Annotated in this window: 25 protein-coding genes and 3 pseudogenes; 9 read left to right on the forward strand and 19 right to left on the reverse strand. The window is 36.2% G+C overall.

Annotated elements, in window-relative coordinates; translation table 11 throughout:
* Positions 1-151 precede the first annotated feature (151 nt).
* A complete protein-coding gene (locus V7024_RS17645) occupies positions 152-727 on the forward strand; it encodes a hypothetical protein (protein ID WP_335522255.1) in 576 nt (191 codons plus the stop codon).
* A gap of 82 nt (positions 728-809) precedes the next feature.
* Here the strand turns inward: V7024_RS17645 and V7024_RS17650 are convergent, their stop codons facing one another.
* Together V7024_RS17650 and V7024_RS17655 are read right to left on the reverse strand one after the other, a co-directional pair.
* Entirely contained in the window at positions 810-989 is a 180-nt protein-coding gene (locus V7024_RS17650; RefSeq protein WP_335522257.1) for a hypothetical protein, read from the reverse strand.
* A complete protein-coding gene (locus V7024_RS17655; RefSeq protein ID WP_335522259.1) occupies positions 983-1126 on the reverse strand; it encodes a hypothetical protein in 144 nt (47 codons plus the stop codon). The genes V7024_RS17650 and V7024_RS17655 overlap by 7 nt, the downstream gene beginning before the upstream one ends.
* A 208-nt stretch (positions 1127-1334) precedes the next feature.
* On the opposite strand from V7024_RS17655, the gene V7024_RS17660 reads away from it, so the two are divergent.
* The 5 genes and pseudogenes from V7024_RS17660 (at position 1335) to V7024_RS17680 (ending at position 3931) form a co-directional block, all read left to right on the forward strand.
* Positions 1335-1481, forward strand: coding sequence for an Arm DNA-binding domain-containing protein (locus V7024_RS17660; protein WP_335522261.1), 147 nt, complete (start codon positions 1335-1337; stop codon positions 1479-1481).
* 38 nt (positions 1482-1519) lie between these two features.
* A pseudogene (locus V7024_RS17665) lies at positions 1520-2065 on the forward strand (tyrosine-type recombinase/integrase); the annotation flags it as partial.
* Positions 2066-2077: 12 nt separating this feature from the next.
* Positions 2078-2460: pseudogene (locus tag V7024_RS17670) on the forward strand (tyrosine-type recombinase/integrase).
* A gap of 84 nt (positions 2461-2544) precedes the next feature.
* Positions 2545-2859 (forward strand): thioredoxin family protein, encoded by a 315-nt coding sequence (locus tag V7024_RS17675; protein WP_335522263.1) that lies wholly within the window; start codon positions 2545-2547, stop codon positions 2857-2859.
* A 190-nt stretch (positions 2860-3049) separates the two neighbouring features.
* The gene (locus V7024_RS17680; RefSeq protein ID WP_335522265.1) at positions 3050-3931 is read left to right on the forward strand and encodes a cation diffusion facilitator family transporter; all 882 of its coding nucleotides are present in this window, start codon (positions 3050-3052) and stop codon (positions 3929-3931) included.
* Between the two features lie 53 nt (positions 3932-3984).
* Here the strand turns inward: V7024_RS17680 and V7024_RS17685 are convergent, their stop codons facing one another.
* The 5 genes from V7024_RS17685 to V7024_RS17705 form a co-directional block, all read right to left on the reverse strand.
* Positions 3985-4638 carry a phosphatase PAP2 family protein gene (locus V7024_RS17685; protein WP_335522267.1) on the reverse strand — a complete coding sequence of 218 codons (654 nt, stop codon included), beginning with the start codon at positions 4636-4638 and terminating at the stop codon, positions 3985-3987.
* Positions 4639-4713: 75 nt separating this feature from the next.
* A complete protein-coding gene (locus V7024_RS17690; RefSeq protein ID WP_335522269.1) occupies positions 4714-5469 on the reverse strand; it encodes a sporulation protein in 756 nt (251 codons plus the stop codon).
* The gene (locus tag V7024_RS17695; protein ID WP_335522271.1) at positions 5451-6269 is read right to left on the reverse strand and encodes a serine/threonine protein kinase; all 819 of its coding nucleotides are present in this window, start codon (positions 6267-6269) and stop codon (positions 5451-5453) included. Before V7024_RS17695 ends, V7024_RS17690 begins: the two co-directional genes overlap by 19 nt.
* The gene (locus V7024_RS17700) at positions 6269-6460 is read right to left on the reverse strand and encodes a hypothetical protein (RefSeq protein ID WP_098919089.1); all 192 of its coding nucleotides are present in this window, start codon (positions 6458-6460) and stop codon (positions 6269-6271) included. The genes V7024_RS17695 and V7024_RS17700 overlap by 1 nt, the downstream gene beginning before the upstream one ends.
* Positions 6461-6571: 111 nt before the next feature.
* Complete coding sequence (locus V7024_RS17705; protein ID WP_020060656.1) at positions 6572-6757, reverse strand: YozD family protein; 186 nt, start codon at positions 6755-6757, stop codon at positions 6572-6574.
* Between the two features lie 154 nt (positions 6758-6911).
* On the opposite strand from V7024_RS17705, the gene V7024_RS17710 reads away from it, so the two are divergent.
* Positions 6912-7067 (forward strand): DUF3930 family protein, encoded by a 156-nt coding sequence (locus tag V7024_RS17710; RefSeq protein ID WP_335522274.1) that lies wholly within the window; start codon positions 6912-6914, stop codon positions 7065-7067.
* 1 nt (position 7068) lies between these two features.
* Here the strand turns inward: V7024_RS17710 and V7024_RS17715 are convergent, their stop codons facing one another.
* The 12 genes from V7024_RS17715 to yjcZ form a co-directional block, all read right to left on the reverse strand.
* On the reverse strand, positions 7069-7731 hold the full coding sequence (locus V7024_RS17715) for a hypothetical protein (RefSeq protein WP_335522276.1): 663 nt from the start codon (positions 7729-7731) through the stop codon (positions 7069-7071).
* A 185-nt stretch (positions 7732-7916) separates the two neighbouring features.
* Positions 7917-8132: a YozE family protein gene (locus V7024_RS17720; RefSeq protein ID WP_335522278.1), complete on the reverse strand. Its 216-nt coding sequence runs from the start codon at positions 8130-8132 to the stop codon at positions 7917-7919.
* A 75-nt stretch (positions 8133-8207) separates the two neighbouring features.
* Positions 8208-8480, reverse strand: a complete 273-nt coding sequence (locus tag V7024_RS17725; protein WP_335522279.1) for a YokU family protein — start codon at positions 8478-8480, stop codon at positions 8208-8210.
* Entirely contained in the window at positions 8477-9895 is a 1419-nt protein-coding gene (ablA, locus tag V7024_RS17730) for a lysine 2,3-aminomutase (protein ID WP_335522280.1), read from the reverse strand. The genes V7024_RS17725 and ablA overlap by 4 nt, the downstream gene beginning before the upstream one ends.
* A 245-nt stretch (positions 9896-10140) precedes the next feature.
* Positions 10141-11520: a sigma-54 interaction domain-containing protein gene (locus tag V7024_RS17735; RefSeq protein ID WP_335522281.1), complete on the reverse strand. Its 1380-nt coding sequence runs from the start codon at positions 11518-11520 to the stop codon at positions 10141-10143.
* Between the two features lie 147 nt (positions 11521-11667).
* Positions 11668-12513: a putative beta-lysine N-acetyltransferase gene (gene ablB / locus V7024_RS17740; RefSeq protein ID WP_335522284.1), complete on the reverse strand. Its 846-nt coding sequence runs from the start codon at positions 12511-12513 to the stop codon at positions 11668-11670.
* Positions 12510-13778, reverse strand: coding sequence for a peptidase (locus tag V7024_RS17745; protein ID WP_335522286.1), 1269 nt, complete (start codon positions 13776-13778; stop codon positions 12510-12512). Before V7024_RS17745 ends, ablB begins: the two co-directional genes overlap by 4 nt.
* Before the next feature lie 15 nt (positions 13779-13793).
* Positions 13794-14456 carry a CoA transferase subunit B gene (locus V7024_RS17750; protein ID WP_335522288.1) on the reverse strand — a complete coding sequence of 221 codons (663 nt, stop codon included), beginning with the start codon at positions 14454-14456 and terminating at the stop codon, positions 13794-13796.
* Entirely contained in the window at positions 14441-15139 is a 699-nt protein-coding gene (locus tag V7024_RS17755; protein WP_335522289.1) for a CoA transferase subunit A, read from the reverse strand. Before V7024_RS17755 ends, V7024_RS17750 begins: the two co-directional genes overlap by 16 nt.
* A complete protein-coding gene (locus V7024_RS17760; protein ID WP_335522291.1) occupies positions 15136-16446 on the reverse strand; it encodes an aspartate aminotransferase family protein in 1311 nt (436 codons plus the stop codon). Before V7024_RS17760 ends, V7024_RS17755 begins: the two co-directional genes overlap by 4 nt.
* A 423-nt stretch (positions 16447-16869) precedes the next feature.
* Positions 16870-18342, reverse strand: a complete 1473-nt coding sequence (locus tag V7024_RS17765; RefSeq protein ID WP_335522293.1) for an NAD(P)/FAD-dependent oxidoreductase — start codon at positions 18340-18342, stop codon at positions 16870-16872.
* Between the two features lie 276 nt (positions 18343-18618).
* Positions 18619-18777 (reverse strand): sporulation protein YjcZ, encoded by a 159-nt coding sequence (gene yjcZ / locus V7024_RS17770; protein ID WP_098918304.1) that lies wholly within the window; start codon positions 18775-18777, stop codon positions 18619-18621.
* Positions 18778-18990: 213 nt separating this feature from the next.
* On the opposite strand from yjcZ, the gene V7024_RS17775 reads away from it, so the two are divergent.
* Positions 18991-19755 (forward strand): DUF4397 domain-containing protein, encoded by a 765-nt coding sequence (locus tag V7024_RS17775; protein ID WP_335522296.1) that lies wholly within the window; start codon positions 18991-18993, stop codon positions 19753-19755.
* A 126-nt stretch (positions 19756-19881) separates the two neighbouring features.
* Positions 19882-20304 (forward strand): annotated as a pseudogene (locus V7024_RS17780) (aminopeptidase); the annotation flags it as partial.
* Positions 20305-20435: the final 131 nt, after the last annotated feature.

A 20435-nucleotide genomic window follows, 5' to 3' on the forward strand; every position in this document is an offset into this window, starting at 1 on the left:
GGCATCAGGGACACTTCTCTAAAGTTGATGGCAATGGAGCTTAGGGCTCTCTTTTTTTATTTGTAATATCGACAAAATTTGACAATAAACAATTAGTTATCTTGTTATTATAACTATGAGATATAACATAGTTATAATAGGAGTGTAATTAATGAATAAGAAGATTTTAACAGCATTAGCTTGCAGTGCTGTAATCCTGGGTCTATCTGCTTGCAATTCCAATGAGAAGACAACATCTGAACAAAAGAAGAATGAACCAACTTATCAAAAAGAAAAGGAAAGTCCTAAACAAAAAGTTGCCTTCAAAGATGTGACTACAGATCAATATTTACAGAATTATAACAAAAGCAAAGATGAATTAGCTGGACAAGGAATTGAGATATTACCTTTTAAATTTGAATTTGAAGAAAGCACTAAAACTTATAGATTCTATTACACAAAAGAAGATGACTATGGTAAAGGTGGTGCAAAATGGGTCACTGTTGGTTTAAGAAGAGATGGGAAAACTATTGATCATCTTATTTATAATGGTGCACCTGATATTAATACAATTAAAGCTATGGTGAAAGCTACAGGGGTTACATGGTCTGATAAATTAGAAAAAATGATCGAAGGAAAAGAATCTAACAAAGAAAGAGATGAAATGAAAGTTGACGGAGTACAGATATCTATATTTGGAAGTCCGACCGACATTAATGTCATGGTAAATGCGCCAATGAATCTTTAATAAAAGTAATAATTTAATAAAAAAAGAGCCCAATGGCTCTTTTTTTATATACCCGTACCAGGATCAACATTTCTTTTACACACTAACATGCTGCAGAACCTCCTGGATCAATCGTTTTGTGTCCTCCTGGTTCTTTCATACGTCCTCCACCAGGATTAGGGTCACTATCTTTAAATCCCATTCCACCACCTGGATCTTGAGAAAGTATTTTCCCTCCACCTGGACCCGGATCAAAAGTATTGTAATTAAGCACCCTCACCATTTATCCCAACCTACACCTGGATCAGAATCTAAAACTTTACCACCTGTTCCTCCAGGATCGCCGATATACTTCCAACCACCTCCTGGATCAATCGTTCTATGTCCTCCACCACCTGGAGTTTCTTGCAAACTTCTCATGTTTCATCCTCCTAAATTAAAAATATGGAACCACTTTTATTGTATCTCATTTTTCTGATATACAAAATATGTAACTGTATAATCAAATTCAATTATTTATGCTAAAATGAATTTGTCGCTGATATGTCCAAAAATGCAATTTCCATAACAGCAAAATTACAACTAGACTTACACAACATGAATCAAAATAGACGAAGGAGTGTTAGATGTGAGAGGACATGTCACTAAAAAGGGAAAGAAATGGTACATTGTTGTAGATACCGGTGTAGATCCGATTACAGGGAAACGTAAACAAAAATGGTTTTCTGGATACAGCAAGAGAAAAGAAGCGGAAGCTGACTTACAAAAAAATTAGTAGAAATACAAGAAGGCTCTTATATCGAGCCCACAAAAATGTTAGTGCATGATTTCTTTATTCAATATCTTGATGCCAGAAAGATAAATCTTAAAGAAACCACGTATTACAATTATCGTAAACATATTAACAATCATATTATACCAAAACTGGGTAACATTCCAATACAAAAATTAAAAGGAATTGATTTAGAAAGATTCTATACCTATTTAACTGAGAAAATGAAGCCTGTTACTGTGAGAAGTATCCACCAAATCATTCGTACTGCTCTCGCTTACGGTGTTCGGCATGGAATTGTAAAAAAGAATGTAGCTGATGTTGCTAGCCCTCCTAAGGGTGTAGAAAAAACAATTAACACATGGTCTGAAGAAGAAGTATTACGATTCTTAGAATGCGCAAGAGAAAGCCGATACTATGTAGCATATCTCCTTGCAATTACTTGCGGTATGCGTAAAGGAGAAATATTAGGCCTTCAATGGAAAGATATTGATTTTGAAAGACGAACACTTTCTGTGAACCGTTCCCTTTCTCATATTACAAAAGAATTTCACGAGCCTAAAACTTCTTCAAGTAAACGATTGATTGTAATTCCTGAAATTACATTACATGCTATAGAAGAACACTATGAAAAAATAAAAGAAGAAAAAGAGAGATATGGAAGTGAATATAATGAATATGATATGATTTGGTCTGCCCTACTTCTAACGGAAATCCATGTAATTTCAGAAGTTTGACACAGCTATGGAAAAAGCTTATAAAGAAAAGTGAAGTTCCTGATATTCGCTTTCATGATCTTCGACATACCCATGCTACATTAATGCTAAAGCAAGGAATACATCCGAAGATTGTCAGTGAGCGATTAGGACATAAAAGAGTAGGCATTACATTGGATACTTACTCTCACGTTGTACCAGGTCTTCAAGAAACAGCGGTGGATCAATTTGCAAACGAATTATTCGGAGAAAAAAACGTTCGTTAGAATTTCGTTAGAAGTTTTGTATTTTCAACGAAATTACCACCTAAAAAATCACAAATATAATCATAGTGAAAAGGAGTCAAAAACATGAAAGAAATCAAGTCTGACAAGGAGTTTCGCGACATTATCGCAAAAGAAAATCCAGTAGTAATTAAGTTCTTCACAACATGGTGCCCAGATTGTGTGCGCATGGACAATTTTATCGGTGATGTAATGGAAGAGTTCAATAAATTTGAGTGGTATTCCATTAATAAAGATGAGTTCCCAAGTATTGCGGAAGAATATCAAGTAATGGGAATTCCAAGTTTATTAGTGTATCAAAACGGTGAAAAACTTGGTCATTTACATAGTGCAAATGCAAAGACTGAAGAGCAAGTAACTGAGTTTTTAGAGGTATATTAATATAATATAAACAACTTAAAGCACTTAGAAGCATATCTAAGTGCTCTTTTGTCTTTTTTGCCCTCACGAAACAATGTTCTCCCTTTCTTAAAATGCTAAAAGTACACAACAATGTTTGTATAGACCCACACGACTTTCGTTTGATACGCTTATATATAGAGAATCTTTGAAAGAAAGGTGAGTGAATAGTATGGAATCACTTTCTAACAAAGCTGCTGATAAAGGGGCTATGCTAAGTATTGTTGCCTATATATTTTTATCAACTGTTAAAATTACAATAAGTTACATAGCCGTTTCTAGCGCATTGCGTGCAGATGGTTTTAATAATTTAACCGATATTGGCGCATCATTAGCTGTATTAATTGGGTTAAAAATTTCCCGAAAACCTCGTGATCCAGATCATCCATATGGTCACTTACGCGCGGAACAAATCGCTTCACTCATCGCATCCTTTATTATGATGACTGTTGGACTTGAAGTTATCGTAAATGCTGTTCAATCCTTTTTCAAGGAAGAACAGACACCCCCTAATTTAATAGGAGCTTGGGTTGCTTTGTTTTGCGCTGCTATTATGTATAGCGTATACGTTTATAATCGTAAAATTGCCAAGGAAACAAAAAGTAAAGCACTAGAAGCGGCTGCAAAGGATAATTTATCTGATGTTCTCGTAAGTGTTGGGACCGTTATTGGTATTTTCGGTTCACAGTTTCAAATGCCTCTTCTTGATCCAATTGCGGCACTTATTGTCGGTATCATTATTTGTAAAACTGCGTGGGATATTTTCAAAGAAGCATCACATCTATTAACAGATGGCATTGATCCAGACAAAATGAAGCAATATGCCGAAACAGTTAAAACTATTACAGGCGTTGAACACATTGTTGACATTCGAGCACGCATGTATGGGAATCAAACGTATGTTGATATTACTATCGAAGTAGACGCACACATGGATGTAAGTGAAAGCCATCGTATTACTGATGAAATTGAAGAAAAACTGCAACATAAACACAATATTTGGCACACACATATTCATGTAGAGCCAATGCAAAAAGAACCTATGCTCTCATAGGTTCTTTTTATGTAATACAAAATGGATTAAAATGAATCATTACGAATGATTGATTAACTTGATACAGAAGATTTATTGTCGGCTACATGCGGGAGAAATGTTTGATGAAACATGATACATAAAATAAGCCAACTTCCTCCAGCAGCCCAGCCCGCTAAAATATCAGATGGATAATGTACTCCTAAATATATTCGACTAATAGAAATGGAGAAGATAAGAAAGCAGGCAATCACAATCAGCAGTAATTTTTGATGCAATTGTAGGCGATGTTCAGTAATTGTAATGTATGCAATAAACCCAAGAAATGCAACAGCATTCATCGCATGTCCGCTCGGAAAACTGTAACCTGTCGCAGTAACAAGTTGTGATATATCGGGCCTTGGTCGTTCATACCATACCTTTAATATATAGTTCAAATAGCGCGAACCATAAAAATTTATCATTAACAAAATCGCTGTCATGTATCGTCTTCGAATCAAGAAATACATAAACAGGATAAGCAATACAGGAAAATATACCTTTTTTGAGCCAATGTAAGACATCCATACAAAATAAGCAGTAAAATATTCATTACGAAAGCTTTGTATATAATTACTTACTACATGATCAAATTGATCAATAATAGATGTTTCATAAGAAAAAGATAGTACGACAAAACAAACGAGTAAAACAAAAAGTAGCATATATAAATGTCGATATCTCTTCATCTGCATAACCTCACTATACAAAAATGGAGCGGGTGTTTTATTTTCCCTCTCCATTTCTTTTTTATGCATAAATCATCAAGAAATATAACTGCTAATTTTTTGCTGCATTGTTGGAATGTCTTCACGCTTCACTGTGAAACGTAAAACTTTTTCATCCATATCTAAAGCTTCAGATAATAGCCCTGCAATTCCTCTTGCTTTTCGATCTACTTCCATCACAATTTCTAAACTATCATACGAACGAAGGATGATCAGAAGTTCTAATTCATCGAGCTTTCCATAATATTGTCCGGATACAGGAACAAATTCAAACTCTTGCGCGAATGGGACATGATCGCGCAGACGGTATGGAAGTTCTTCACATTCCGCTTGACGAAGACGAAATCCAAGATTTTGGACTGCCTCTAATACACTTTTTAATAACAAGTTTGGTAGTATTTGAATGTAATCCCGGTCACTTGGGTCAATACTGCGTTTAATATCTAGACCAGTCTGCACCCAAACGGTTTTCATTCCAAATGTTAACGGTGCTTCAATCGGCATTGGGAATGAAAATGGAATTTCTCGTTTTTCATTTATCCCGATAGTAATAGGAGTTGTTAAACGAACTTTCTTTAAGTCATATGTTGAACTTATTTTCTTATCATCCACTTCACGAATATATGTCGTAGACAACGTTAAATAAATACTATCAATTTCTTGTGCTACTGATCCGCCAGTAATATGTACAACCCCTGTAATTTCTTCACCGATAAGCCATTCTTCTTGTGTTAACACAGTGTCAACTTTTGCACTGCCAATACCAACGCTTGCTAAAAACTTTTGGAACATGTATCTCCCATCCTTTCTATTATACAGCGCACATCATCTATTAATTCTTGTACATTTTCATAATACGGCTCTTTCATTTGTAGCATCCGCATAATTACGTCAATACTATTTGCTGATAATGTTAATTCTTCGTGCCAAGGCCGTTCTTCTTTTGAAGATTCATAACTAGAATACAGCAAAAACAAAACGAAATGTCCAAGAGCATAAAAATCACTACGATAATGGATTTCACGCATATACGCTTGTTCCCCTTTATAACAATGAGCACGTTCATCATTTTCACCAATAAAGCGAGCTAATCCAAAATCAATAATAAATATTTCATCATCATTCATTAAAATATTAGGAATTCGTAAATCGCGATGCACAATACCTTGACTATGAAAATAGGAAACAACATGAAGCACTTTATATAAAATAAGAAAAACTTCTTTCTCTGTGTACATTTCTCCATACTCAAAAATAAAATCTTCAAATGTCTTTCCGCGCATTTCCTCCATTACAAAAAAAGATCCTTTTCTCCATGAAAAACTATGAAAGAAACGAGGAATTGCATGATGCTCTAACTGCTGTAAAATCATTTGCTCATATGTAAACGATTTCCTACCTGATGCGTAGCGCTGTTTACTTTTTCGAAGTTGTTTTAATACTTTTTCCTCACCAGACAACAAGTCAGTAACAAGATATGTAAAACCATAGCTCCCCATACCGAGAATACGCTGAATTTGATACCGCTGTGCAACGACAGTATCAATACACAGCGGCCGATCAAACCATGCTAATACTTTTTGAAAATTCATCAACTACTAGAGAAAAAGCTGCGACTTTTATGTTTTCTTTTATAATGCTGATGCCCATACCCATGAGATGGATGATGCTTATGATGATCGCTGCTAGAATACGAACGATGTCGATGACGATAATCACTACTGGAGTAAGAGCGGTGCTTATGCTTATTGCCTAGAATAGAATCAATAATTTTTTTGAACATCACTTCACCTCTTCAGAAAATTTTCACTTTTATTATACCAAATACAGCACGATATAGTGATATTAGTTTTATTATTTATACGATGCAAAAAACGACGAGTCTATCCCGTCGTTACTTTCCTTCATCATCTTCGTCAAATACTTCATCAATCATACATTTCTCTAACAAATAATCGAATGCAATGTCTGCAAGATCTTCAATTTCTTCGCGCTTTGGTACGTAGCCTCTTACAATTAATTGCTCATAAAAAAATTCTGCAATTTCTTCCGTATCAATCACGACTTCTATTTCCTTCATGAGCATCACCCCTTTAATTCTGTTTTATGAAGAAAAATAGAAATTATGTATAACAATAGAAAAACATTTTTCTTTTTTTGCTAGATATACAGGTTATATAAAAAAATCGTTTTGCATAAGATGTAGTACAAGCTATATAAAGGAGGAAAACACAATGGACTATAAACAAGAAATACTACATACAGAAGAAGATTTCATACATGAGGATGTGTGGGTGGACAAGCTAGTTTCTATATTTATTATCTTTTTAACAATTGTAGGCATACCATATACAACTTATATTTTCTTTCAATTCCTTCTCTCTTTCTAAATTATTTTTTCTCGGATAATTTGATTAAATAATTACGTACAACTTCCATCACAATTTTATATTCTTCATCTTGAAATGTTTCATACAATGTTCTGTAATCATTAAAAATATCTAACAAACCATCAATAATCTCTTTTCGATTCGTTTTTATACTTACTTTTTTCGAATTATTAATAGACTTTAATTTACCTAAATCAAGCTTATTCATACCTGCCTTATCTTGTTTCATCTTCTTTAAAATGACATTTGCAGTTTGTGCATTCGCAATCAGTGTCAAATCGGACTCATCCGCTTCGAGCCATTCACCATCTGTAATACGAGATAATTCATAAATTGTATCTTCCCAAGCATCATTTTTATAACGCCATACTTCCGTCCGGTAGCCAACAACACGAAATACATCTTTTTCATAGCCTGTAACTTGAACGAGGTCACCAAACGTAAATTTATAATGAAGTTCAATCCACTCTGATTCGCCATCTTTCATTTCTTGTTCCGTCACTAGCTGTAGTGTATGTTCTACATAAAATCCATCGTGATTGTTCACCTCATATACATAAACACCATCGAGCATTTTTATGTTCGTGATTTTTCCCACCGTACCATATAACGTAATCACGACTATATCTCCTATATTGTATTTGGGCTGCTTTTTTCTCGTCATGTCTCTCTCTCCTTTTGAAGTCGTGATTTTAAGTATGTGACGATAACAGTATATGCGACCCAATACGAAAACGCTTATCACATGAGGTTGTATACTTGAATATTTTTCATAAAAAATACACTCCTCTATTGGAGTGTATAAACATTGTTCCTAATTTAATTTTATATACATAGGCAACGTTCATCCTATCGCTCTTGTATATATAATTCCCAAGCACGATCAAAAATGCTCATACTATCTAATGAACCATTAAACTCTAAATACGAACTAATCTCATCATAATCCTCTGATTGCTTCGGAAAGCTATGATCTTCATACATAATTTCCGCCAAGTCGCATAGTTCATCTTTCAATAGCGCTGCACGGTGCTTCATCATGTAATGATAAAATGACTTTTTCAACAATATTCCCTACCTTTCTAACTTGGCTACATTATACAAGGCAAACAAGAAAAAAACCAGCATAAAAAATGCTGGTTAAAAATCAAAATAATTTCGTTTTAATAAACGCGGACGTTCCATGAGTTCTGTATATGTGACTTGTTTTGGCAAATCTTTCGTATAAATCAAAAAGAGCTGGTCTTCAATTTCTTTCACAGTAGTATCTGATTGATAATGCATTCCGCAATTTTGACATGCGATACAAGGTGTTTCTTCAATTGTAACTGTTTGTGTTCCATCTGGTAATTCCCAGTATACAGTATTTACACTTTCAATTGCTTCTTCACCTTCACACCACATACATCTCATACTGCATCTCCCTCAGTTTTTGTACTCTCATCTAATTTTGCCATTTGTGATTGATATTTTTTATCTTTCAACTGGTCACGTTTGTCACGTTTATCTTTTAATGAAGCATGCGTTGTATTTGTTTCATAATCTTTACGGCGGTTCATACGCTGTAAGCCTTCTGGTACAAGGTTAAACTTCTTATCACTCATCAGCGCTGCTACACCAACATCAGAGCGCTTTTCTTCGTAAGTAGGATAAATTTCTTTGAAATATCCTTCCGCTCTGCCTGCTACATAATTCTCTGGCTCTGGATACGTTGTAATCACACCTTCAAAGTTACGAAGAACAACTTTATCAGCGCTTTGTGAAATAATGTAGTTTGGCTGAACCGCAATTTTACCACCGCCGCCCGGTGCATCTACAACAAATGTTGGAACTGCATAACCAGATGTATGTCCGCGTAATCCTTCAATAATTTCAAGACCTTTTGATACTGGCGCACGGAAATGGCCAATACCTTCTGATAAGTCACATTGATAAATATAGTAAGGACGTACGCGAATTTTTACTAAATCGTGCATCAACTTTTTCATAATTGGTACGCTATCGTTAATACCTGCTAAAATAACAGCTTGGTTTCCAAGCGGTACACCTGCATTCGCCAACATTTCACAAACAAGTTTCGATTCTTCTGTAATCTCAATAGACGTATTAAAATGTGTATTTAACCAAACTGGATGATATTTCTTAATAATATTGCACAGGTTTTCCGTAATACGCTGCGGAAATACAACAGGAGCCCTTGTTCCAATACGAATAATTTCCACATGCGGAATTGCACGTAAGTTCTTTAAAATATACTCTAAAATGTTATCGTTAATAAGAAGTCCGTCACCGCCAGAGATTAATACGTCACGAACTTGCGGCGTTTCACGAATATAAGCAATCGCTTCGTCTAATTGCTTCTTTGGAACACCCATTCCAATTTGTCCACTAAAACGACGACGTGTACAATAGCGGCAATACATAGAACATTGATTTGTTACTAAGAAAAGAACACGGTCTGGATAACGGTGTGTTAACCCCGGAACTGGTGAATCTTCATCTTCATGAAGCGGGTCTTCTAAATCATACTTCGTTTTATATAATTCCTCTGAAATCGGTACAGATTGCATGCGAATTGGACAACGTGGATCATCTGGATTCATAAGAGATGCATAGTATGGTGTAATGTTTAATGGGATTGTCTTTGTTGAAATTTTAACACCTTCTTCTTCTTCTGGTGTTAAATTAATGACTTTCTTTAAATCATCTAATGTTTTAATTGTATTTGTTAATTGCCAAATCCAATCGTTCCATTGTTCATCTGTAACATTTTTCCATAATTCAATCTCTTTCCAATGACGTTCTGGTTTATATACGTCGTGTAACATTGCCATTCCCCCTTTTTCAAACGCTCACTAATTATTAAAGCAATAATCATGCCAACTTTAACAGTTACATCTAAATTTTGATCCTCTTCTATTCGTACAACCTTGGCTATTACAAGCTTCTTTACTATAAAAATATCGTTTTATACGAAAATAAAATAAAAATACCTCTCGGAAAAACAGAATTTTCTTTACTTTTATATATGTAAGCGCTCATTTATTGGTGCGAATGCACAAAAAGCTGCCAATTATTCGGCATATTTCCCATATTTATTTAATTTATACTGCAAAGTTTGTCTTGGAATACATAACAACTTTGCAGCTTGCAAAACATTTCCTTTCGCTTCTAACATTGCCTGTTCAATCAACTCTTTTTCCGTTTTATATAGCGCTTCCCGAAGCGGTAATATCGACCTTTTCTGCAGATGCGGCGTTTGTCGAAACGAACGTGGTAAACAAGATAGCGTTAGCATTTTCCCTTCTGCTACAATGACCGCATGTTCAATCATATGCTTTAATTCACGTACATTACCTGGCCAATTGTATTGAAGCAATCGCTTCTTTGCTTCTTCATCTATACCAATCACATTCTTTTTATATTCCTTGTTATAAGCCTTCAAAAAATGCGGCGCTAACAATACAATATCTTCTTTTCGCTCACGAAGCGGCGGAATAAATAAAGAAAACACATTTAATCGATAATATAAATCTGTACGAATTTTATTTTCACGAAGGCACTCATCTGGAGGTTGATTCATTGCAGTAATCACACGCACATCAACTTTTCTTGTTTTATTATCACCGATGCGGCGAATAACACCATCTTCTAGTATGCGAAGCATTTTTGCTTGTAAATCTAACGGCATCGAATTCAGTTCGTCTAAAAATAATGTACCACCGTCCGCAAGCTCAAATAAACCTGCGCGCTCTATTGCACCTGTATAGCTTCCTTTAGTTGTTCCAAACAGTAAACTTTCAAGTAATGATTCTGGCAAAGCAGCACAGTTTTGAGCGATAAACGCGTTATTTCTTCTTTTCGATGCTTCATGTATCGCTTGTACAAATAATTCTTTTCCCGTTCCTGTTTCCCCGTAAATCAGTACGTTTGCATTCGTAGTCGCAACCTTTTGCGCCAATTGTTTCGTTTGTAAAAAGCGCTTATCATTCGTTATAATCGTATCGAATGCTACATGTCTGTATGGTGCTTTTTTCAGTGATGACCGCTTCATTTTCGACTGCAAGTCAGCAATTTTTTCCGTCAACTTTTGAATAGTAGAATAATCTTTTGCAATTTCAACAGCGCCAGCAATGCGTCCTTCTATAAAAATAGGAAGTGTTGTATTCACCGTGTATACATCTTCTCCCCTTCGATTTTGATATCGCTGCACTTGGTGTAGGATTGGCTTTTTCATTTGCAATACCTTTAACAGTGTACTCGTTTCTGGCGTTAACGAAGGAAATGCTTCTAATAAATATTTACCAAGTACATCTTCTACATTCGATCCATCATGTTTTGCTGCTACTGTGTTATAAAAAATCGTAACTCCATTTTCATCTACTGCATGAATAGCTTCATCAATGCTACTTAAAATCGCTTCAATTACTTCTTGTGTTGAAATCGCCAGCAACGCATTCCCCTCCTTCGCTCAAAAATCAGCAATTACGGTGCCGAATTTTGAGCATCTACCGCTAAAATGAAACTCCCATCAGCGAAGATTTTTTTCTTCTACGCTTATGGAAGTTAAACGAATTGATTCTTTATGAACTGTTATCTACTAAATTTGTGATAAATCCTTTACCCAAACGTTCATATCCTCTAACTTATCAAAAATATAACAGTTATTCGCAAGTCGTCCTGTGTACGTATATCCAAGCTGATAAAACGCTGCGTTCATACCAAATGAAAGTGCCCGTGCGATTGTATACGAACAAAAAACACCTCTCTCTTGCAGTTCTTCTTCTAACTTCATAAGTAAACTTTTCATAAAACCATGCTTTCGATACTCTGGTAACGTTGCACAATTTGTTAATTCTGCATTTCCTTCTTTTACGTTTATTTCTGCTGAAGCAGTACTTATAATTTTCCCTTCTGTTTCATACACGTAATAAATCGTATCTTCCTTCATCGTTTTCACAATGTAATCGACTTCATTTAAAGGTGTTGGATAAATCTCAAATACTTTTCCGAATACGTCCGCAAGCTGCTTTGCATCCTCTTCTGTTGCTTTTCGCAATATAAACTGTACTGGTATTTCTTTTTCTATTACTTTCTTCGCAATTACACCACTCACAATTTCATCTTCCTCCACCCACTGCACGCTATTACGGCGCTCATCATCCCGATATTTCACCATAAAATATGCATCATGCCCTTGGAAATATTGCGGAATACTTGCTTCTAATATAAAGCCAAGAGATAGCCACATAGGAACATGCTCTTTCTTTCCTTTAATAATTAATTTCGCGAAAGAATGAGAGTTTGCGAGTTCTTCAACTCTATGCATTACTTGTTCGACATTTCCCTTATAATGATCAACTCGAATACGCTTATTAAAATAATCTAATGTACCTTCAACAGTATAGTACTTCGTCTGTTCTGCAAATTCTTCGTAATATTTCATTCTGCCACCTCGCACCAATCTAGCAGTGTGCATGCAATAATCTTTGCCGCTGCAATCATTTTATCAATTTCAATATATTCATTTGGATAATGCGCGACTTTCGTTTCACCTGGACCAAACACAATCGTAGGAATATTTGCGATTTGTGTAAATAATCCTCCATCTGTTCCCCACGGCGATGCCTCAATAATTGGCTCTTTACCTTCAATATGTACAAAATTGTCCTTTAACGTCGTGATAAGCGGATGGTTTTCTTCTAATTCACCTGGAACCCATCGAGCTCCAAACCATTCTACTTCTACCGGATATTCTACAAACCATGGATCTACCTGATTTAACTGTCCTATCCAATTTTCAAATTCTTTTTTTGCATCTTCCATACTTTCATTTGGCGCTACGCCATATCTTCCTTCTAAAGTAAGAAAATCAGGTACAGAACTTGGCCAACTGCCACCTTCAATTTTCCCGATATTAATCGGAATTGGAATCGGGATTCCTTTATATAACGGATCTGTAATCCGTTCATTTCGTTTTTCTTCTAGCTTCCTCACATGCCTCGTAACAAGCATACTTTTTTCAATAGCACTTACACCTTCATAACGTGTCCCGCCATGCGCGGCTTTCCCTTTTACAAATAAACGAAACCACATTGAACCTTGTTGTTTCGAGAAAAATTTCATATTCGTCGGCTCTGGGATAATTACACCATCTGCCTCGTAGCCCCGTAAAAGTGCCGCAAGCGTACCTGCGCCGCCACTTTCTTCTTCTATTACACTTTGAAAATATACATCTCCCTTTAGAGAAATGTCTGTTGCTACAATGGCTTCTATCGCCAACATAAGCGATACATTTCCACCTTTCATATCGGTTGTACCGCGCCCGTATATACGATTCCCAACTTTTTCTCCTGCATACGGATGATGCTCCCACTGCTTCAAATCTCCTTCAGGCACAACATCAATATGACCATTTAAAATCATCGACTTTCCGTCGCCGCTTCCCTTTAACGTTGCTACAATATTGGGACTATCATTAAAACTTGTACGCGGTGAGACGAAATACGGATGATCTTTCATTTTCGTAAACGAAGGTTCCCAAATATCCAAATCTAAACCAAGCTCACGCAGCTTTTCAATTACAACTGCTTGCGCACCGCTTTCATCTCCACTCGTACTTTTTTCTTGAATTAAACGTTTTAATAATTTCACACTCATATTTTCATGACTTTCAATATATTCACACACTTGTTTTTTATATTGCTCCAATTGTTACCTCTCCTTTCAGTCAATCACTAGTAAAGACGGACTTACATGAAAAGCAGCTTCTGTGCATTTTTTTACATCTTCTACTGTGTACGGACTCATTAATTCTTGTAGCACTAGTCCTTCCGGCATTACTTCCATTACTGCCATATCTGTAATAATTACGTCTACACATCGTTTTGATGTAAGCGGAAGCGTACATTCTGAAACAATTTTTGATTTTCCGTATTTATCGACATGATTCATGACAACGACAACACGTTTTGCTTTTTGCGCTAAATCCATGGCACCACCTATTCCTGGCACACGCTTACCAGGTACAATCCAGTTTGCTAAGTCACCTTTTTCACTTACTTGCAGTGAACCGAGAATGGTAATATCAAGTAATCCTTTTCGAATCATCCCAAATGCTGTACTGCTATCAAAATAACTAGCTCCGGCAATAATTGATGTTGGCAAGCCAGCCGCATTACATAAATTTTCATCCTCTTCGCCTTTTACAGGTGTTGGTCCCATACCAACGATGCCGTTTTCCGCATGAAACATAACATGCATATCATCTGGCAAATGATTCGGAATAAGAGATGGGATGCCAATTCCTAAATTCACAATCATTCCGTTTTGAATTTCCTTTGCTGCACGCTTTGCAATTTTGTTGCGAACATCTACTCCCATGCCCATTTCCAGTTCACTCCTTCCGACGGAACGATATAATCAACAAATACACCAGGCGTTATAATTTCTTCAGGATCGAGTTCCCCAAGAGGAACAATTTTTTCAGCCTCGACAATCGTAATATCACCAGCCATCGCGACATGTGGATTCATATTGCGCGCACTTTTATCAAACACAAGGTTTCCAAATGGGTCTACCTGTTTCGCAAATACGATAGACACTTCTGCTGTTAATGCTGTTTCAAGCAAATATGTTTTCCCGCTTATTTCAACTGTTCGTTTTCCTTCTTCTATAATCGTATCCATCCCAACATCAACAAGAACACCGCCAAGCCCGACTCCTCCAGCTCGAATTCGTTCTGCTAATGTACCTTGAGGGGAAAATTCAATTTTCAATCTTCCTTCATTTAATTGTCGTCCTGCATTTGGATTTGAACCGATATGTGATGTAATTAACGACTTTACACGCTCGTTTGTCACAAGGCGGCCAATTCCCACATCAGGAAAACCCGTATCATTTCCGATTAAATGTAAATCATGAATTCCTTTATCTAAGATCGCTTGAATTAAAGAGGGGGGAGAACCAATGCCTCCAAACCCTCCAAACATAAGTGTCATTCCATCATGAAAATATGGCATAACATCTTGTATTGTTTTTAATTTTCCATATGTATTTGTAATAGTTGTCATGCGATACTATGCCCTCCTTTTTGCGTCATTTCCTCTACACTTTTCGCAAAAATATGAAGCAGTTCATCAAGCTCTGCATATGTAGTCGTAAGCGGCGGCGCAACTAATAATGCACTATCTTCCTTACCCGCTTGCCCTGATACAGCTTGGTATAAAAGAAGACCATTTTTCGCCGCAACCGAAATAAGTTCAGATGCCTTTGTAAACGGTTGCAATTCTACTCCAATCAGAAAACCTTTCCCGCGTACATCAGCAATAATTGTCGATTGTTGCTGCACCTTTTGCAAACCTGCAATTAAATATTCCCCTTTTTCAGCAGTTTCTTCTGGCAAACGGTGCTTCTCTGTATATTCAATTACTGCTAAAGCTGTTGCTGAAGAAAGTGGATTTGCGCTCAATGTATGCCCACTCATCACAGAACGAGACCCTCTTAAAATCGGTTCCATCACACGATCACTTACCATCGTTGCAGCAATTGGCGCATAACCAGCTGCCAACCCTTTTCCAAGCGTCATAATATCTGGCTGGACACCCCAATGTTCCATCGCAAACCATGCTCCCGTGCGGCCAAGCCCTGTCATAACTTCATCAGCAATAAATAAAATATCATAATGCTCACAAATATCCTTAATCACCTTATAATAATCTTTCGGTGGTACAACTGCTCCCCCAGCTGCACCGATAATCGGCTCCGCAATAAACGCTGCAATATGCTCTGCTCCAATACGCTCAATGGATCGCTCTAACTCTGTTGCGCACGAAAGTTGACATGTCGGATATACCTTTTGTACTGGACAACGGAAACAATACGGTGCTGGTAATGTCGGATAATCTTCCAATATGGAAACAAAACGTTGTCTACGCAGCGGATGCCCAGACATGGATAATGCTCCCATCGTAATTCCGTGATAACTCATCCAACGCGATAAAATTTTATGTTTCCCTTGAATACCGCGCTCTTGAAAATGTTGAATTGCAATTTTCATTGCCGTTTCATTTGCTTCTGTACCACTATTCACGAAAAAGCTCCAATTTAAATCTCCCATATTTAAGTCGCTCAGCTTCTTTGCGAGCTTCTCTGCCGGCTCGCTCGTAAACTGCGAACGATATACAAAAGCAATTTCCTCTGCTTGCTGCTTAATAACTTCTGCAATCTCCGTTACGCCGTGACCGATACTTGCTGTTATCGCTCCTGACGAACCATCAAAATATTTATTACCGTTTTGATCATATAAATAAACACCTTTCCCGTGTGAAATCATCGGATACGGTTGACCAACAAGTGGCTTAATTAAGTAATCACGCATGACGTTCCCCCCGTTTCTTCAACTCATATATAAGTATGTAGAAAATCGATTCTTCTTTCATAAAAAAAAGAATTCTCTGCCTAAGCAGTGAATCTATTAAAAGCCATTATTATAGAATATAAAAATAAGTGCATAAAAATAAAATAGAAAGAAATTTCAGAAATAACAACTTACAATTCATCAACACTCTCTCTACATCCCTCCCTATATAAACGAAACCAGTAACTAAAAATGTCCTTACTCCTCTCTTCTTAAATATCATTTGAAGTGAAAATATGTTGCTAATGTGTAAACTTCGACAACACTCCAGGGATATTCCTTCTTGCTTCTTCATTTTATTTCATATACTTTCAAACAAATTTAGACAAAATTTTCACAAAAAGAAACTCGTCCTATGATAAGACGAGTTTCTTCTATTATATATTATCCCACTACAACTTCTTCTCTTTTTTCTATTTTCGTTGTTAAGTGTTCCACAATATTACGAGCAATATGAACACCGCATGCGCTTGCCTGTGCGAGTCCCCGTGTGACTCCAGCACCGTCTCCTCCTAAGTATAATCCGGAAATTTCGGATTCAAAATGTTCATTTAGCTTTGGTCTTGCGGAATAGAATTTCGCTTCTACACCGTAAAATAATGTATGTTCAGATGCAATACCTGGTGTGACGTGATTTAATGCTTCTGTCATTTCAATTAAGCTTTTCATTGTATTGTATGGCAATACAAGACCTAAGTCTCCTGGTACTGCTTCTTTTAATGTCGGCTCAAGAAACCCTTCTTGAATACGCTTCGGCGTAGAACGGCGGCCTTTTAAAATGTCTCCATACTTTTGTACCGTAACACCGCCCATTGAAATGCGATTTGCTAAGCGTGATACTTCATGTGCGTATTCGTTCGGCTGATCGAACGGTTCAGAAAATTGGTGTGATACTAAGAGCGCAAAGTTCGTATTATCACTTCCTAGTGCAGGGTCTTTGTATGCATGACCATTCGCTGTCATAATACCAGAATGATTTTCAACAACAACATGACCAGACGGGTTACTACAGAATGTGCGTACTCGCGTTCCGACAGATGTATTGAATACAAATTTCCCTTCATAGAGATGCTTATTTATTTCTTCCATCACGATATTTGAAGTTTCAACGCGAACACCGATGTCCACTTGATTCGTGCTCATTTTTAAACGACGTTTTTTCATAATTTTTGTGAGCCAAGTAGATCCATCACGACCTGGTACAATGACTACTTTTTTCGCAGATAGCATTGTTCCATCTTTTAAAACAATTCCGCGTACGGTATGTTCATTCTCTGCTTTTTCCGTTACGATGTCGTCTACTTCCACTTTAAATTTCATGTCAATTTTTTCTTTTAAATATTCAAAAATGCTTTTTAAAATTTCTAAGTTTTGCTCTGTTCCTAAGTGACGAACTTGTGCACGCAATAGTTTTAATCCCGCTGCATAAGCACGTTTTTCAATATCTCGAACTTCATCCGTTAATGGATCTGTAATTGATGTAGTTGCGCCGTGTGCTAAGTTAATTTCATCTACATATTTGATTAAGTCCATTACTGTCGATGGAGATAGATAATCTGTCATCCAACCACCGAATTCACTTGTAATGTTAAATTTACCATCTGAATATGCACCTGCTCCGCCGAAGCCATTTGTGATTGAGCATGCTGGTAAACACCCTGCAAACTCTTTCTTTCCGGAAGCAGGCGGACATTTCGTTATTTTTTTCTGAAGAATCGGACAATTACGCCGGTAAATATCATGTCCTTTATCAATTAATAGCACTTTTGCATCCGACATTTTACCAATTATTTCATAGCAAGCAAAAATTCCCGCAGGACCTGCACCTACAACAATTACATCATAGTTCGTATTCATATATTCATTCCCCCATTGCATTCCTTAGAAAATCCTTACTAAAGGTATCATGTTCCATTTGGAATGTCAACATAACTAACGAATTATAAACATAAATATAAATTTAATGTTCGTGAAAAAAGATATTTTCTGTGTTTTTTTTGTTAAAAAAGATATTTTCTATGTTTTTTTGTTAAAAAAGATATTTTCTATGTTTTTTATTAAAAAAGGGGATTAAAAAGAAAGAACCGATCAATCTATAATTAATCGGTTCTCCATGACGCTCTTTCTGAATAACTAGAAGCGTACGCAAGTAGCTCCAATAATAATTAATAAAATAAATAACACAACGACAATCGCAAAGCCATATCCACAGCCTCCAGCACCATAACCACCGTAGCCATATCCACAGCCTCCAGCGCCATAACCTGGATATCCTCCACCGTAACCCCACATAGTTTTTCACTCCTTACATCCATTTAAAATAGTTTACATTGACAAAATATGTAGGACATACATCTTTTTGTATGTGTGTTTGCCTAGAAATAAAAAAAATCTCCATCTTAGCTCGAGATTTCATCTACTTAAAGATGAACAAGACTTTTTTTTGCATATCTTTTCCGTGTACATGCATATAGTTGTAATAATGATAATAGAGGAGGCAAATCAATGAATTTATCAGAAGTAGAAAAATATGCGCAACAAGCTACAATGTATGAGCAACTTGCTTGTTATTACAAATATACACATCCACAAAAATATATAGAAGCATATTTAAAACACTATGAGGCGATGAAACAATTTGTACAAGCTTACGAGGAAAGCCGTGTATCGCCACCATATTCAAGCGAACAATCCTTACCCTCTTACGTTCGAATCTTACACGCTTCTCCTGATTCATCTGCTATTGATATTGTTATAAATGGACAAAAAGTAGTTAAAAACATTTCGTTTAAGCAATATAGTCCATATCTTTCACTTACACAAGGGCAATACCGCGTTGATATCGTACCTGCTGGCGGGGAAACTCCTATCTTTTCAACCCTCGTTCCTGTAATGGGAAATCATGCATATACTCTTGCTGCAATTGGTAATGCTGATAAACTGCAACTGTTAAATTTAACCGATAATACACCGCTTCCATTTGGACAAGCAAAAATACGATTCGTTCATTTGTCTCCTGATGCACCTCAAGTAGATGTATCTTTAAAGGATGGGGAAAAACTGTTTGAAAAAGTTTCATTCAAACAAGCAACAGATTATTTACAAGTGAGTCCTGGCGTAGCAGATATAGAAATAGCTGATGCGGGAACAAAAAACGTTATATTAACAATTCCTGAAGTAAAAATTGAGGCAAATAAAATTTATACGATTGTTACACTTGGCTATGTAAATAAATCCCCGAAATTGGAAAGTTTATTTTTGACAAATTGAATTTCTCACGAACAAAAAAACAGAATAGAAAAAATATTTAATTTTATTTATAATTATAGGTGAATCTATATATTTCCAGGAGGTTACTCATGACTCGTTTTGAAGAAAATTTAAAAAAGTATGCGCAATTACGGCGGTACATTAATCAATAATTTCACTCTGACTTTCCGTGAAGGAAAAGTTGTTGATTATTCAGCTAAAACTGGCTATGAAACTTTGAAAAAATTATTGGAAACGGATGAAGGAGCTTTGCATTTAGGAGAAGTTGCGCTCGTTCCGCACGATTCACCTATTTCTAATACAAAAGTTATCTTTTACAACACATTATTTGATGAAAATGCATCCTGTCATCTCGCATTAGGCTGCGTACTCCCTATGTGTATTCAAGGCGGTATTCATATGAGTAAAGAAGATCTTAAAGAGAATGGATTAAATGATAGTATTACTCATGTTGATTTTATGATTGGATCAGCCAATCTCGATATTGATGGCGAAACATCAGATGGAAAACTTGAGCCTATTTTTAGAAAAGGTAACTGGGCATTTTAATTTTAAATACTTCACATTATGATTTGACAACATTTCTTTAATAAAAAACACACCGTTCAAAATGAGAACGGTGTGTTTTTAAATTTTAAAAACGACCACACTATGGTACTTCTTAAAAAATATATAAATCC

Source organism: Bacillus sp. JJ864 (genome assembly GCF_036963045.1).
Classification (GTDB): domain Bacteria; phylum Bacillota; class Bacilli; order Bacillales; family Bacillaceae_G; genus Bacillus_A; species Bacillus_A pseudomycoides_C.